Source organism: Prescottella equi (genome assembly GCF_002094305.1).
GTDB lineage: Bacteria > Actinomycetota > Actinomycetes > Mycobacteriales > Mycobacteriaceae > Prescottella > Prescottella equi.
Genome location: NZ_LWTX01000013.1, coordinates 47,679 through 60,519, shown reverse-complemented (window position 1 = coordinate 60,519; position 12,841 = coordinate 47,679). Strand labels below are relative to the sequence as shown.

The 12,841-nt window shown below is 67.6% G+C and carries 10 protein-coding genes; 1 reads left to right on the top strand and 9 read right to left on the bottom strand.

The window, feature by feature from the left end; translation table 11 throughout:
* Nucleotides 1–2: 2 nt before the first annotated feature.
* A complete protein-coding gene (locus A6I89_RS22665) occupies nucleotides 3–1,598 on the bottom strand; it encodes an MFS transporter (protein WP_022593973.1) in 1,596 nt (531 codons plus the stop codon).
* Between the two features lie 89 nt (nucleotides 1,599–1,687).
* On the opposite strand from A6I89_RS22665, the gene A6I89_RS22660 reads away from it, so the two are divergent.
* Nucleotides 1,688–2,314: a nucleoside/nucleotide kinase family protein gene (locus A6I89_RS22660; protein ID WP_022593971.1), complete on the top strand. Its 627-nt coding sequence runs from the start codon at nucleotides 1,688–1,690 to the stop codon at nucleotides 2,312–2,314.
* A 51-nt stretch (nucleotides 2,315–2,365) separates the two neighbouring features.
* Here A6I89_RS22660 and A6I89_RS22655 read toward each other — a convergent pair whose 3' ends face one another.
* The 8 genes from A6I89_RS22655 to A6I89_RS22620 all read right to left on the bottom strand — a co-directional run bounded on the left by A6I89_RS22655 (nucleotide 2,366) and on the right by A6I89_RS22620 (nucleotide 12,800).
* Nucleotides 2,366–4,921, bottom strand: coding sequence for an ATP-dependent Clp protease ATP-binding subunit (locus A6I89_RS22655; RefSeq protein ID WP_022593969.1), 2,556 nt, complete (start codon nucleotides 4,919–4,921; stop codon nucleotides 2,366–2,368).
* A gap of 269 nt (nucleotides 4,922–5,190) precedes the next feature.
* Complete coding sequence (locus A6I89_RS22650) at nucleotides 5,191–5,925, bottom strand: sigma factor-like helix-turn-helix DNA-binding protein (RefSeq protein WP_022593967.1); 735 nt, start codon at nucleotides 5,923–5,925, stop codon at nucleotides 5,191–5,193.
* Nucleotides 5,926–6,023: 98 nt separating this feature from the next.
* Complete coding sequence (locus tag A6I89_RS22645) at nucleotides 6,024–7,187, bottom strand: acyltransferase family protein (RefSeq protein ID WP_044990437.1); 1,164 nt, start codon at nucleotides 7,185–7,187, stop codon at nucleotides 6,024–6,026.
* Nucleotides 7,184–9,034, bottom strand: coding sequence for a hypothetical protein (locus A6I89_RS22640; RefSeq protein WP_022593964.1), 1,851 nt, complete (start codon nucleotides 9,032–9,034; stop codon nucleotides 7,184–7,186). Before A6I89_RS22640 ends, A6I89_RS22645 begins: the two co-directional genes overlap by 4 nt.
* A 687-nt stretch (nucleotides 9,035–9,721) precedes the next feature.
* Nucleotides 9,722–10,075, bottom strand: coding sequence for a histone-like nucleoid-structuring protein Lsr2 (locus tag A6I89_RS22635; protein ID WP_022593962.1), 354 nt, complete (start codon nucleotides 10,073–10,075; stop codon nucleotides 9,722–9,724).
* A gap of 127 nt (nucleotides 10,076–10,202) precedes the next feature.
* On the bottom strand, nucleotides 10,203–11,714 hold the full coding sequence (gene lysS / locus A6I89_RS22630; RefSeq protein ID WP_022593961.1) for a lysine--tRNA ligase: 1,512 nt from the start codon (nucleotides 11,712–11,714) through the stop codon (nucleotides 10,203–10,205).
* A gap of 82 nt (nucleotides 11,715–11,796) precedes the next feature.
* On the bottom strand, nucleotides 11,797–12,219 hold the full coding sequence (locus A6I89_RS22625; RefSeq protein WP_005515730.1) for a rhodanese-like domain-containing protein: 423 nt from the start codon (nucleotides 12,217–12,219) through the stop codon (nucleotides 11,797–11,799).
* Nucleotides 12,216–12,800 carry a cysteine dioxygenase gene (locus A6I89_RS22620; protein WP_005515731.1) on the bottom strand — a complete coding sequence of 195 codons (585 nt, stop codon included), beginning with the start codon at nucleotides 12,798–12,800 and terminating at the stop codon, nucleotides 12,216–12,218. Before A6I89_RS22620 ends, A6I89_RS22625 begins: the two co-directional genes overlap by 4 nt.
* Between the last annotated feature and the right edge of the window lie 41 nt (nucleotides 12,801–12,841).

Here is a 12,841-nt window from a genome sequence, read left to right as displayed (position 1 = left end):
GCTCAGGACCGCGACTCGGCGCGCTCGGCTGCCGCCCGGTCGATCTCGCGATAGCGCTCGAGCAGTTCCCGCTCCCCGTCGCGGCGCGGGTAGGCGAAGAAGACCAGCGCTGCGCCGACCAGGACGATCACGATGGCCGCGACGTATGCCCGGGAGTCCCCGTCGAGGAACGCTGCGCGGGCGGCAGCGGTGATCGCGTCCGCGTACTGCGGGTACCGCTCCGCCACGTTCTCGGCGCCGGCGAAGGACTTCTCGAGCGCCGCCTGGGTCTGGTCACCGACGTCACCGGACTGCGGGGCGGCGGCGATCGCGGCGGCGAAGGACGCCGCGTACCCGGCGGTGAGCAGCGCGCCGAGCACCGACTGCACGATGGCTCCGCCCAGGTCGCGCTGCAGGTCCGCGGTGCCCGACGCCATTCCCGCCCGCCACACCGGCACCGACCCGGTCAGCGAATGCGAGGCGGGCGTACCAGCCAGACCCACACCCGCTCCGAGGAACATGTAGCCGAGCGCGATCTTCCAGTACTGCGCGTCCTCCTTCCACAACAACAGCGCCACCAGCAGTCCCAGGACGATCGCCGCGTACCCCAGCAGCAACGTGAATCTGGCACCGTGCGACTCGACGAGCTTCGCGGACTGCGGGGCGACCACCACCATGACGGCTGCGGCGGGCAGACCGGCCGATCCTGCCGCCAATGTCGAGTACCCGAGCACGTTCTGCATGAACTGCTGTCCGATGAACAAGGTCCCCATGAGCGTTCCGAAGACGACTATGCCCGCGACCGCCGCGACCCAGAAGATGCGGCGGCGAGCCACCCGCAGGTCGAAGAGAGGGAACCTCGCGCGTAGCTGCCGGACGGCGAAGGCCACCCCGGCGGCCAGAGCCACCGACAACATCGACAGTGCCGTCGTACGCATTCCGGCGACGGGGGCGAAGTTGATTCCCAGCACCAGCGCCGCCACCAGGATCACCGAGACGATGCCGCCGAGATGATCGACCGGGTCGGAGGACTCGTTGACGTGGCTCGGCACGAACACCACCGCCGCGCCCAGCGCCACCAGCGCCAACGGGACCGTCACCAGGAACACCGAGCCCCACTCGAACGACTTCAGCAGGGCCCCGGACACGAGCGGGCCGAGCGACGAGATACCGCCACCGATCGCGGACCACAACGCGATCGCCTTCGTCCGTCCCGGCCCCGACCAGAGCGCGGTGATCAACGCGAGAGTGGTCGGGAAGGCAATGCCGGCCGCGACGCCACCGAGCAGTCGGGCGACGATCAACACCTCGACGGTCGGCGCCGTCGAGGCGATGACGGATGCCGGCACGGACAGCGCCATCCCCAGTACCAGCATCATCTTGCGCCCGTACCGGTCGCCGAGTGCTCCGAGGTAGAGCACCGAACCTGCAAGTCCTACCGAGTAGCCGACGGCAATCAGGTTGAGCTGCGTCTGGCTCGCGTCGAACGCCTTGCCGATGTCCGGCAACGCGACATTCGCGACCGCCAGGTTCAGGTTCGCCACAGCGGCGACGAGGATCAGCGCCGCCAGGACGAGTGGGGCCCGAGCGGGACGAGTCCCCGCCGCTGCGGATGTCATCCGGCCAGTCCACACCATCCCGACCGGTGCGTGGCCCGAAATGCCGATGCTGCGCCGGCGAGCCCCGGATCTGGCATAGCGTGCTGCCCATGACCGTCGACACCGACCTCCCGGCGCTCGCCGAGAGCACGGCCCGAATCGTCGCGCTCGCGCACGCCGCGCACAGGCGCCATCTCCGGCACCGCGGACGAGGACCGATCCTGATCGGCATCGACGGACCCTCCGGCGGCGGCAAGTCGACGCTGGCCGCGCGGGTCGCCGCGGCGCTGGACGACGCCCCGACAGTTCGCATGGACGACCTGTACCCCGGCTGGGACGGCCTCGCCGCCGCGGTTCCGCGGTTGGTCCGACAAGTCCTCTCCCCGGCCCGGCACGGCCGGATCCCGCGGTACCGCCGGTACGACTGGCACCGCGGCGAGTACGTGGAGTGGCGTGCCGTCCGCCGTCACCGGTACCTCGTCGTCGAGGGCGCCGGGTCGACGTGCGGCGTCGCCCGGGAGTACTTCGCGGTCCGGGTTTTCGTCGACGCCCACCCGGACGAGCGGATGCGTCGGGCACTGGAACGGGACGGCGAGATGTTCCGCCCGCACTGGGACCGGTGGGCGCGGCAGGAATCGGCGCTGTTCGGACCGGACCGCACCCGGCGCGCCGCCCACGTCACGGTGTCGACGAGCTCTGCCCACACCGGAACCGAGATACGGACTCAGGCGTCGTGACACGACGACGCCCCGCGAGCTTTCGCTCGCGGGGCGTCGCTTTACGTGAACCTACTCGGCCGAACCGCCGTCGGAGGGGGTGGAGTCACCGGCCCCGGCCAGCGCCTCGGCAGGCGAGTCCGGAACCTTGACCGGCTTCGGGGATCCGTGGAACGTGAACTTCGCGTTCTCGCCGGCGCCCTCGCCGTCCCAGCCCTCGACGTCGACCAGGACGATCTGGCCCGGGCCCAGTTCGTTGAAGAGGATCTTCTCCGACAGCTGGTCCTCGATCTCGCGCTGGATGGTGCGACGCAGCGGTCGCGCACCCAGGACGGGATCGAAGCCGCGCTTCGCGAGCAGCGACTTGGCCTGCTCGGTCAGCTCGATGTCCATGTCCTTGTTCTTCAGCTGCGCCTCGACGCGACCGATCATCAGGTCCACCATCTGGATGATCTCGTTCTGCGAGAGCTGGTGGAAGACGATGATGTCGTCGATACGGTTGAGGAACTCGGGGCGGAAGTGCTTCTTGAGCTCGTCGTGAACCTTGAGCTTCATGCGCTCGTAGTTCGACTCGCTGCCCGTTCCGGCCGAGAAGCCCAGACCCACGGCCTTGGAGATGTCCGAGGTACCGAGGTTCGAGGTGAAGATCAGCACGGTGTTCTTGAAGTCGACCGTACGACCCTGACCGTCGGTGAGACGGCCGTCCTCGAGCACCTGCAGGAGGGTGTTGTAGATCTCCTGGTGTGCCTTCTCGATCTCGTCGAACAGGACCACCGAGAACGGCTTGCGGCGCACCTTCTCGGTGAGCTGGCCGCCCTCTTCGTAGCCGACGTAGCCGGGAGGGGCACCGAACAGACGCGACGCGGTGAACCGGTCGTGGAACTCGCCCATGTCGATCTGGATGAGGGCATCGTCCTCGCCGAACAGGAAGTTCGCGAGCGCCTTGGACAGCTCGGTCTTACCGACACCGGACGGGCCGGCGAAGATGAACGAGCCCGACGGACGCTTCGGATCCTTCAGGCCGGCGCGGGTACGACGGATCGCCTTGGAGACGGCCTTGACGGCGTCCTCCTGGCCGATGATCCGCTTGTGCAGCTCCTCCTCCATACGGAGCAGACGCGTGGTCTCCTCCTCGGTGAGCTTGAAGACCGGGATGCCGGTCCAGTTGCCCAGCACCTCGGCGATCTGCTCGTCGTCGACCTCGGCGATGACATCCAGATCACCCGAACGCCACTGCTTCTCCCGCTCGGCACGCTGCGCGACGAGGGTCTTCTCCTTGTCGCGGAGGTTCGCGGCCTTCTCGAAGTCCTGCGCGTCGATCGCGGACTCCTTCTCGCGGCGGGCGTCGGCGATCTTGTCGTCGAACTCGCGCAGGTCCGGCGGTGCGGTCATCCGGCGGATGCGCATTCGGGCGCCGGCCTCGTCGATGAGGTCGATGGCCTTGTCCGGCAGGAAGCGGTCGTTGATGTAGCGGTCGGCCAGGGTGGCTGCCGCGACCAGCGCGCTGTCGGTGATCGAGACGCGGTGGTGCGCCTCGTAGCGGTCGCGCAGACCCTTGAGGATCTCGATGGTGTGCTCGACCGTCGGCTCACCGACCTGCACCGGCTGGAACCGGCGCTCGAGGGCGGCATCCTTCTCGATGTACTTGCGGTACTCGTCGAGGGTGGTGGCACCGATGGTCTGCAGCTCGCCGCGGGCCAGCTTCGGCTTGAGGATCGAGGCCGCGTCGATAGCGCCCTCGGCCGCGCCCGCACCGACCAGCGTGTGCAGCTCGTCGATGAACAGAATGATGTCGCCGCGGGTGTTGATCTCCTTGAGGACCTTCTTCAGGCGCTCCTCGAAGTCACCGCGGTAGCGGCTGCCGGCAACCAGCGAACCCAGGTCCAGCGTGTACAGCTGCTTGTCCTTGAGGGTCTCGGGGACCTCGCCGTTGACGATGGCCTGCGCGAGGCCCTCGACGACCGCGGTCTTGCCGACGCCCGGCTCACCGATCAGGACAGGGTTGTTCTTGGTGCGGCGGCTCAGCACCTGCATGACGCGCTCGATCTCCTTCGAGCGGCCGATGACGGGGTCGAGCTTGCCTTCCAGGGCGGCCTGCGTGAGGTTGCGGCCGAACTGGTCGAGGACCAGCGACGTCGACGGGGTACCCGCCTCGCCGCGGCTGCCGCCGGCCTCGGCCGGCTCCTTGCCCTGGTAACCCGACAGCAGCTGGATGACCTGCTGGCGGACACGGTTGAGGTCGGCACCCAGCTTCACGAGGACCTGGGCGGCGACGCCCTCACCCTCGCGGATCAGGCCGAGCAGGATGTGCTCGGTGCCGATGTAGTTGTGGCCGAGCTGCAGCGCCTCACGGAGGCTGAGCTCGAGGACCTTCTTGGCACGCGGAGTGAAGGGGATGTGTCCGGACGGGGCCTGCTGACCCTGGCCGATGATCTCCTCTACCTGGCTGCGGACACCTTCGAGGGAGATACCCAACGACTCCAGCGACTTCGCCGCCACGCCTTCACCCTCGTGGATGAGACCCAGCAGGATGTGTTCCGTGCCGATGTAGTTGTGGTTGAGCATCCTGGCTTCTTCTTGAGCCAGGACGACGACGCGCCGCGCGCGATCGGTGAACCTCTCGAACATCGCTCTCCCTCACACTCTCCGGCAATCAGTTCCGAGACCTGCGTCTCGGTCCTCCCGCCGCGTTTCGCTCCGGCACAACAGGCTGACGGCCTCCGGAACCGACGAAGGTTCCACGACCCCACCTCATACTCTAGTGGGCTGCCTTGCGACCTGCCGCTCCTCCACCCGTCAAACGTGCGGAGCGGACCTGCATAAAGTTCTCAACGCCGCAGGTCGCGGAAACGTTTCCCGGACGCTGTACGCCTGAAGCGAACATCACCGCGGCTCGGTCACCGCCGCAGATTCCACACGCTGTCCAGCGACCCCAGCTTGTGCGGGTTCCGGATCGCGTAGACGCGGGTGATGCGGCCGTCCTCGACGACCACGCTCACCGCGGTGGCCTCGCCGTCGACGTCGATTCGGATGCCGGGCATCCCGTTGAGCCAGGTCGTGGTCGTCGCGAAACCCGGCAGCGATGCCGCCTTGGACAGGAAGACCGCCACCCGGCGGGCGCCGACGATGGGCTCGCGCGCCGCCGTCGCGATGCCGCCGCCGTCGGCGACCACCACGACGTCCGGAGCGAGCACGTCGACCAGCGCCTGCACATCACCGGTGGAGACGGCGGCCAGGAATTTCTCGACCACCGCCTGCTGCTGGGCTCGGTCGACCTGCATCCGCGGTCGGCGTGCCCCGACGTGCTCGCGCGCCCGGTGCGCGATCTGCCGCACGGAGGCCGGCGTCCGGCCCACCGCTTCCGCGATCTCCGCGTACGGCATCTCGAAGACCTGGTGCAGCACGAACACCGCCCGTTCGACCGGCCCGAGGGTCTCGAGAACCGTCAGCATCGCGATCGACACGTTCTCGGCCAGCTCGACGTCGTCCGCGACGTCGGGGGTGGTCCGGTTGTGCCAGGTCACTTCCACCGGTTCGGCCACGTCGCCGAGCATCCTGCGCGACATGCGCTTGACCACCGCGCCGTAGATTCCGGGCAACTCGGCCCGGGGGATCCGGGTTCTGCTGGTCATGATTTCTCCTCCGCTCGTGTGCACTCGGATGACGTGCACTCGGCATGGAGACACCGGCCGGAGGGAAGGTGTGACACAGCCTTCGAACTCTCCGCCCGTCAGTCGACCGGACTCGTAGTGGGCACCCGGTCGGCTCCACGCCGCACCACCGTCATCGGCCGGCGCTCCACCCGGGGGCCCGAGGGGATCACGCGTTCGAGTGTCCGATGCAGCGCCCAAGCGATCGGGACGGAGAACGCGACGGTGACGACGAATACGCCGACCGTGGAGCCTTGGAACGTCCGGTAGCCGAGCATGTCGACGACGAATTCCATGACGACGAGGTGCACCAGGAACATCTCGTAGGAGATCTCCCCGAGCCACACCATCGGGCCCGACGAGCACAGCCGCCCCAGCGGGCCGGGGCGATCGCCGATCACGAGTGGCGCCATCAGCGCCGTCGCGAACAGCAGGTACAGCATGGATTTGCTGATCGCCTCGGTCGCGTTCGACGGCACGATGGTCGCCTCCCCGGCCAGCGGGGTGCACGCGAGCAGCAGGAAGTAGAGCGCGAGCAATCCCATTCCGTACGGGTTACAGCGCCTGATCGTCACCGACGCCAGCGCGAGCAGCATTCCGCCCGCGAACCATGCCAGGAATCCGGGCAGCCACAGCCGGGCGGTGAACGTGATGTCGGTGCCGTGGGTGATCGACGTCCACAGCGGAGAGACAGCGACGAGGGCGAGCAATGCGATCGCGAGGCGCATGGGGTGCCACTCCCGCCGGCAGACGACGACCACCAGCAGCCAGCCGATCACCGGTAACAGAAGGTAGAACGTGACCTCGACCGCGAGACTCCACATCTGGGTGAGACCGGTGTGCAGATGGCCCGGACCGTAGATCTGGGTGAGCGTCATGTTCCGCAGGAAGCCCGACCAGCCCAGCCCGGTCTCGCCAGCGTCGTCCCGGAACAGGTAGATCGCGTACGTCGCGGCGACGGTGATCCAGTACGCCGGCAGGATGCGGCGCGCGCGATGCCACAGGTACGTCCGCGTCGACGGCAAGGCGCGCTCCCCCGCCGCGGTCAGCAGCCATGGCCGGAACAGCAGGAATCCGGAGAGAACGAAGAAGATCGCGACCCCGATCTCGAGCCTGGAGAACGCGCCACCGGCCAGATCGGGGGTGTACCGGCCGGTCCAGAACGCCGCGTGGGCGCCGACGACCAGCAGTGCCGCGACGGCCCGCAGGCCCGTCAGCGACCGAATGTAGCCCGCCTCGCTCACGACCCGGCCTTCGGTGCGCCGACGACGGAACCGACCGGTCCCGCGCCCACACACAGTTCCAGTCCTGGCGTCTCCGGTGTGAGCCGTAGCCCCTCGCCGGCGCCGTACAGCCGCACGAAGACCTGGTTCAGTCCGGCCTCGACGGGAACCGTCACCGTGTCGTCGCTGCGATCGAGACCGACCTCGACCACACCGTCCGCGCTCGCGAAGTAGTTCAGCTGCGCCGTCCACTCCCAGTCGATCAGCGGACCGTCGAGCGGCAAGACCGCACCGTCTCCCTTCACCCGGTACCCGCAGCCCGGTTCGGGGCCCTGGCCGAGATTCCGGGTCGGCGTCACCGTGGCGGGGACCAGGCGTCCGGAGTCGTCGAGTAATTGCAGGTAGCCGGTGTGCCGGGCGAACTCCGGACGGTCCCGCAGCGGCGCGAAGAGGTGACTGGTGGTGTTGTGCGGGTAGGCGACCGGCAGTAGTACCCAGATCGAGACCGGCTGATCGAGCAGCGGCGTGTCCGGGTTCACGGCGAGTGACTGACGGGCGTGCGCCAGGTAGTCGACGGTCGGGTTGTCGCGCCACCGTTGCACGAAGGTGACCGTCGACCACAGGCTGCTCGCGACGAACAGCGTCGTCAGCGCCGCCACGGCGACCGGCGGCACCTTCGGTAGTGGCCGGACGCTTTCGCGGCGCGGCGCACGCACGATGAGCGCCCAGCCGACGGCGAGCACGACGGTGCTGTCGGCGACGTACCGGAGCGTCTGCGCCAGCTCGTACGCCGTGTCGGGTCCGGATCGGGTGAGCACCATCGCGGCCTCGGACGCCGCGACGTAAGCGACCATCGCGATCCATACTCCGCCGGTGCGCAGGCGATACCGCAACGACCACGCGAGCGCTGCCGCCACCGCAACCCACCCGAACACCACGAGCACGAGCGGAGGGGTCGCCCACGGCGGACTCGGGGGCCAGCGATCCCACGCCCACGGACCGCCGAGCAGCGTCGGGATAACACCGAGAGAGGTTCCGTGATGCAGCAGACCGGCGGTCTGCGTCGCGCTCGGCAGTACGAATCGTGACTCGGTGAACACCAGGTACGACGCCGCCCAGCACGCGACGACCGCGGCGAGTGGAATCCACAGCGCACGCCCCTTCGCCAGGGCCGTGCGCACCGGGTGGTCGATGTCGTCGACGCGGTACATCAACACCACCACTGCGAACGCGACGATCGGCACCAGCACCGACTTCTCGAAGAACGCCAGCGACAGCGCGGCGACGATCGCGCCGGACACCGCGAACCGCATCCGCCCGGTCCGGCACAGCCGGATAGCGTCGCCCGCCACCCAGGCGAGACCGATCTGCATCGGCAGCGAGTTCAGACCGGCCGCCCACCACGCGAAGGACGGCAGCGTCAGGGGCGAGAAGAGGTAGAACGTGAGCGGCAGCAAGAGGACGGCGCGTGTGCCCAGCAGCAGTCGCAACACCCGCAACACCGCGAGCGAGGCGCCCGCCTGCAGCACGATCAGCATGATCGCCGGAACCGTCCAGTTCAGCGGCGCCACAGCCGTAGCCAGCCAGGCAGCCAGGAACGCGGCCGGCATGAAATGCCCGTCGTGGTCGTAGAACAGGAACGCGCCGGACGGCACCGAGTACTGCCCCGACCGGCTGACGAGGATCAGGTCGTCCCAGTAGAAGTCCCCGGCGAACGCGACGATGCCGCGCACCACGAGCTGAAGAGCGACGAGCGCCGCCGCGACGGCGAGAACCCGGCGTGGGGAAAGCGGCCACCAACGGTTCCGCGTCGGCGTGTCCGACGACGCCGTCGGGTCGCCCGTGCCTGCTTCCGGAACGGTTCGCACTCGCGTACTCCTTCCAGCCCGCCGGTCACCGTCGGGGAACCTTACCGACGCAAATTAATGCGTCTCTGAGGGTCCGACGGGCCGCCGTCCGGTCGGCCTCCGACGATAGGCCCGACAGCGAAGTCCGTACACGCGTCTCGAGGATTAGGGATCCACCCGCCTTTTACAGGCACACCTGTAACGGCGCCGACCGCGTAATCGGTCGGCACGGGGGCGTCGTGCGATCCAGCACGGAAATGATGTGACTTCGCGACGCACGGCTCGACACGCTTCATACCACCGCCGGCAGAAATCGGCCACTCGAGATCATGCATAGCGAAGTATCGCGACCGGAAGGCGCAATAGCCCTCGACGATCGACGCCGCCAGGAAGGCCGACCAATTACTCTGCGACGACTTACCACCGGCGCGTCGCACCGACACTTCCGCGCTCGAATGGCTTGCCCACGGATTACCCGCCCAGCCGTCCGAGCAGCACGACGACCCACCGGGATTGCCCAGAATCAGCGAAATTCCCGCAGCGTCACAGAAAACCGGACGGTCTTCTTGCGCAACGTCCGAAGCACGATTCAGCGGTAATTTCTCGGGCTGCGTGCCCGCAAAGATCCACCTCGGCTGCACATCGCGGACGTTATCAGCGAGTCAGCGGAGGTGGACCCGATTCGCGGGAGCCGTGCTCGGCCCGTGATCAGTGCGCCTTGTTGTACGCCTCGGTGATTTCGGCGGAGATGCGCCCACGGGACGAGACCGTGAACCCGTTGCGACGCGCCCATTCGCGAATTGCCGCACTCTGCTCCCGATCGACGGACGGTCGCGAGGACGTGACGCCGGCGGCGGCCGAACTCTTTCCACCGCGACGACTCTTCGTCACCTTGCGTGCGTGCGAAACCCACACCTCGAGCTGCTCGCGCAGTTTCGCAGCATTATCGGACGACAGATCGATCTCGTACAGAACCCCATCCAGGCCGAACTCGACAGTTTCATCGGCAGTCGCGTTCTGATCGACGTCGTCGATGAGCGTTACGGTGACCTTCTTTGCCATGGGGTCAATTCCTTCCGAATCTTGCGACCTGCTCGGACGCTAACCGCCTGTCGGCGACTCGAATGCAATAGTACCCCGAGTCACCGAATTCGATGACTCAGCATTGGAATTAATATAAAGCCGCCGGTCAGCGCGCGGAAGGCCGGACAATTGGGAACAGGATCGTTTCCCGGATTCCCAATCCGGTCAGCGCCATGAGCAGACGATCGATTCCCATACCTGTTCCAGTGGTCGGAGGCATACCCTGTTCCATCGCCGCCAGGAACTCCTCGTCGAGAACCATTGCCTCGTCGTCACCCGCCGAGGCCAGGCGCGCCTGATCCATGAAACGCTCGCGCTGAATGATCGGATCGACCAGCTCGGAGTAGCCGGTGGCCAGCTCGAATCCGCGGACGTACAGATCCCACTTCTCCGTCACCCCCGGCAGGCTGCGGTGCTGACGCGTCAGCGGCGACGTCTCCACCGGGAAGTTCCGCACGAAGGTCGGCTCGAACAGCTGATCACCGCACTGGTGCTCCCACAGCTCCTCGACGAGCTTGCCGTGGCCGTAGCCCTTGTCCTTCGGGACCTCGAGTCCCACCCGCTCGGCCAGCGCCAGCAGTTCCTCGACCGTGGTGTCGGGAGTGACGTCGACGCCGATCGCGGCGGACAGCGACGGATACATCTCCATCGTCTTCCACTCGCCGCTCAGGTCGTACTCGGTGCCGTCGGCCAGCGTGACGACCTGCGTGCCGAACGCCGCCTGCGCGACTTCCTGGACGAGCTCGCGGATCATCTTCGCGGAGTCGTCGTACGTGCCGTAGGCCTCGTACGTCTCGAGCATCGCGAACTCCGGAGAGTGCGTCGAATCGACACCCTCGTTACGGAAATTGCGGTTGATCTCGAACACCTTCTCGATACCGCCGACGACGCAGCGCTTGAGGAACAGCTCCGGCGCGATGCGCAGGTACAGGTCGATGTCGAGCGCATTCGAGTGCGTGACGAACGGACGCGCGGCGGCGCCGCCGTGCAGCGTCTGCAGCATCGGCGTCTCGACCTCGAGGAAGCCACGGCGCTCGAGCGCGTTGCGCAGCTCACGCACCACCGCCACACGCTTGCGCGCCATGTCGCGGGCCTCGGGACGGATGATCAGGTCCGCGTAGCGCTGACGGACGCGCGACTCCTCGCTCATCTCCTTGTGCGCGACCGGCATCGGGCGCAGCGACTTCGCCGCCATCTGCCACGTGTCGGCCATGACGCTGAGCTCACCGCGGCGCGAACTGATGACCTCGCCGTGCACGAACACGAAATCGCCGAGGTCGACGTCGGACTTCCACGCCGCGAGGGCGTCCTCACCGACGTTCGCCAGGCTCAGCATCGCCTGCAGCTGGGTGCCGTCGCCCTCCTGCAGCGTCGCGAAGCAGAGCTTGCCGGTATTGCGGACGAAGATGACCCGGCCGACGACGCCGACCTGCTCGCCGGTGCTCGAGTCGGGCTCGAGATCGGGGTACTTGGCACGGATCTCCGCGAGGCTGTGAGTGCGTGGCACGGAGACCGGATACGGCTCCTGCCCCTGGGCGAGCAGACGCTCCCGCTTCTCGCGGCGGATCCGGAGTTGCTCGGGGGTGTCGTCTACTGGCTGCGCGGGTGCTTCACTCACGGGGTACAAGACTATAGGGCGGCGCTCGTCGAGCTTGGCGCCGGTATCACGTCTTGCCTTCGGATCCGCCGGACGTCGGGGGTCAGTGCGCCGACACCGATGCCAGTTCACGGGTGCAGTGGCGCTCGCCCATCAACGCGCCGAGCAGACCTGCCGCCTTGATCGCTTTGTAGCCGCCCACCAGATCGGTGGCCTTGTGCAGCCCGAGCTGCCGCAACGACGCCGCCGCAAGGCTCGAGGTGTAACCCTCGGAGCACACGATCACCCATTCGACGTCGTGGTCCACCGCGAGCGCGAGGTGCGCGTCGCTGGACGGATCGAGCCGCCACTCGAGGACGTTGCGCTCGACCGCGAGCGCCCCGGGCAGTGTGCCCTCACGCGCACGCTGCGCCTGCGGGCGAATGTCCACGAAGATCGCGCCGCGGCGGTGAGCCTCGACGAGTTCGAAGACGTACATGCGGTCGAGCTGGGAACGAGCGTCCTCGAGCATCTGGTCGATGGTCACTTGGAGCCCCCTTCGGGCAGATCGGTCAGCTCGGTACGGGTGCGGCGCAGCGCGCCGTGTTCGGTGACCTCGTAGTAGGACATGGCGGTGAGCGGCGGCGAGTACGCGTGCACGCTCAGTGTGGGTTCGGTGCTGTCGGTGGCAGGGCCGGGAGCACGCATGACGTCGTGCACCCACCCGAGCGGGAAGGCAGCCTGATCGCCGGCGTCGAGGGTGCGGCGACGCAGATCACCGTCCGTCCACCGGTACTCGGCGAGGCTGCCGCTCAGCACGGTCAGCGCACCGAAAGATCCTGCGTGGTCATGCAATTCGGTGGACTTGTCCGGAACCCAGCTGATCAGCCAGACGTCGACGTCGTCGTCCGAGGACAGCCGCGTGGACCAGCGCTCGTGCGTCGGGAACGCCGCGGGCAGCAGGTGGTCGTGCCGACCCTCGATGACGTCGGCGGCACCCTGGTCGGTGATCCGGAGCAGGTCGGCGGGACGCAGTCGCGTGGGCAATGACGATCCGAGACGACGGACGTCGGGGTGAGTGGAGAGGTCGAGCGCAGACGTGGAGACGCCGAAAGAAGAAGAAGGCATGAGCAAAGCTCCAGGAAGTGAAATTGGTCAAGGCAGCGTTC

Bases quoted from the DNA above. Each gene is read 5' to 3' on its own strand.
- A6I89_RS22665 (WP_022593973.1), bottom strand. From the start codon at position 1,598: ATGACATCCGCAGCGGCGGGGACTCGTCCCGCTCGGGCCCCACTCGTC.
- A6I89_RS22660 (WP_022593971.1), top strand. From the start codon at position 1,688: ATGACCGTCGACACCGACCTCCCGGCGCTCGCCGAGAGCACGGCCCGA.
- A6I89_RS22655 (WP_022593969.1), bottom strand. From the start codon at position 4,921: ATGTTCGAGAGGTTCACCGATCGCGCGCGGCGCGTCGTCGTCCTGGCT.
- A6I89_RS22650 (WP_022593967.1), bottom strand. From the start codon at position 5,925: ATGACCAGCAGAACCCGGATCCCCCGGGCCGAGTTGCCCGGAATCTAC.
- A6I89_RS22635 (WP_022593962.1), bottom strand. From the start codon at position 10,075: ATGGCAAAGAAGGTCACCGTAACGCTCATCGACGACGTCGATCAGAAC.
- A6I89_RS22620 (WP_005515731.1), bottom strand. From the start codon at position 12,800: ATGCCTTCTTCTTCTTTCGGCGTCTCCACGTCTGCGCTCGACCTCTCC.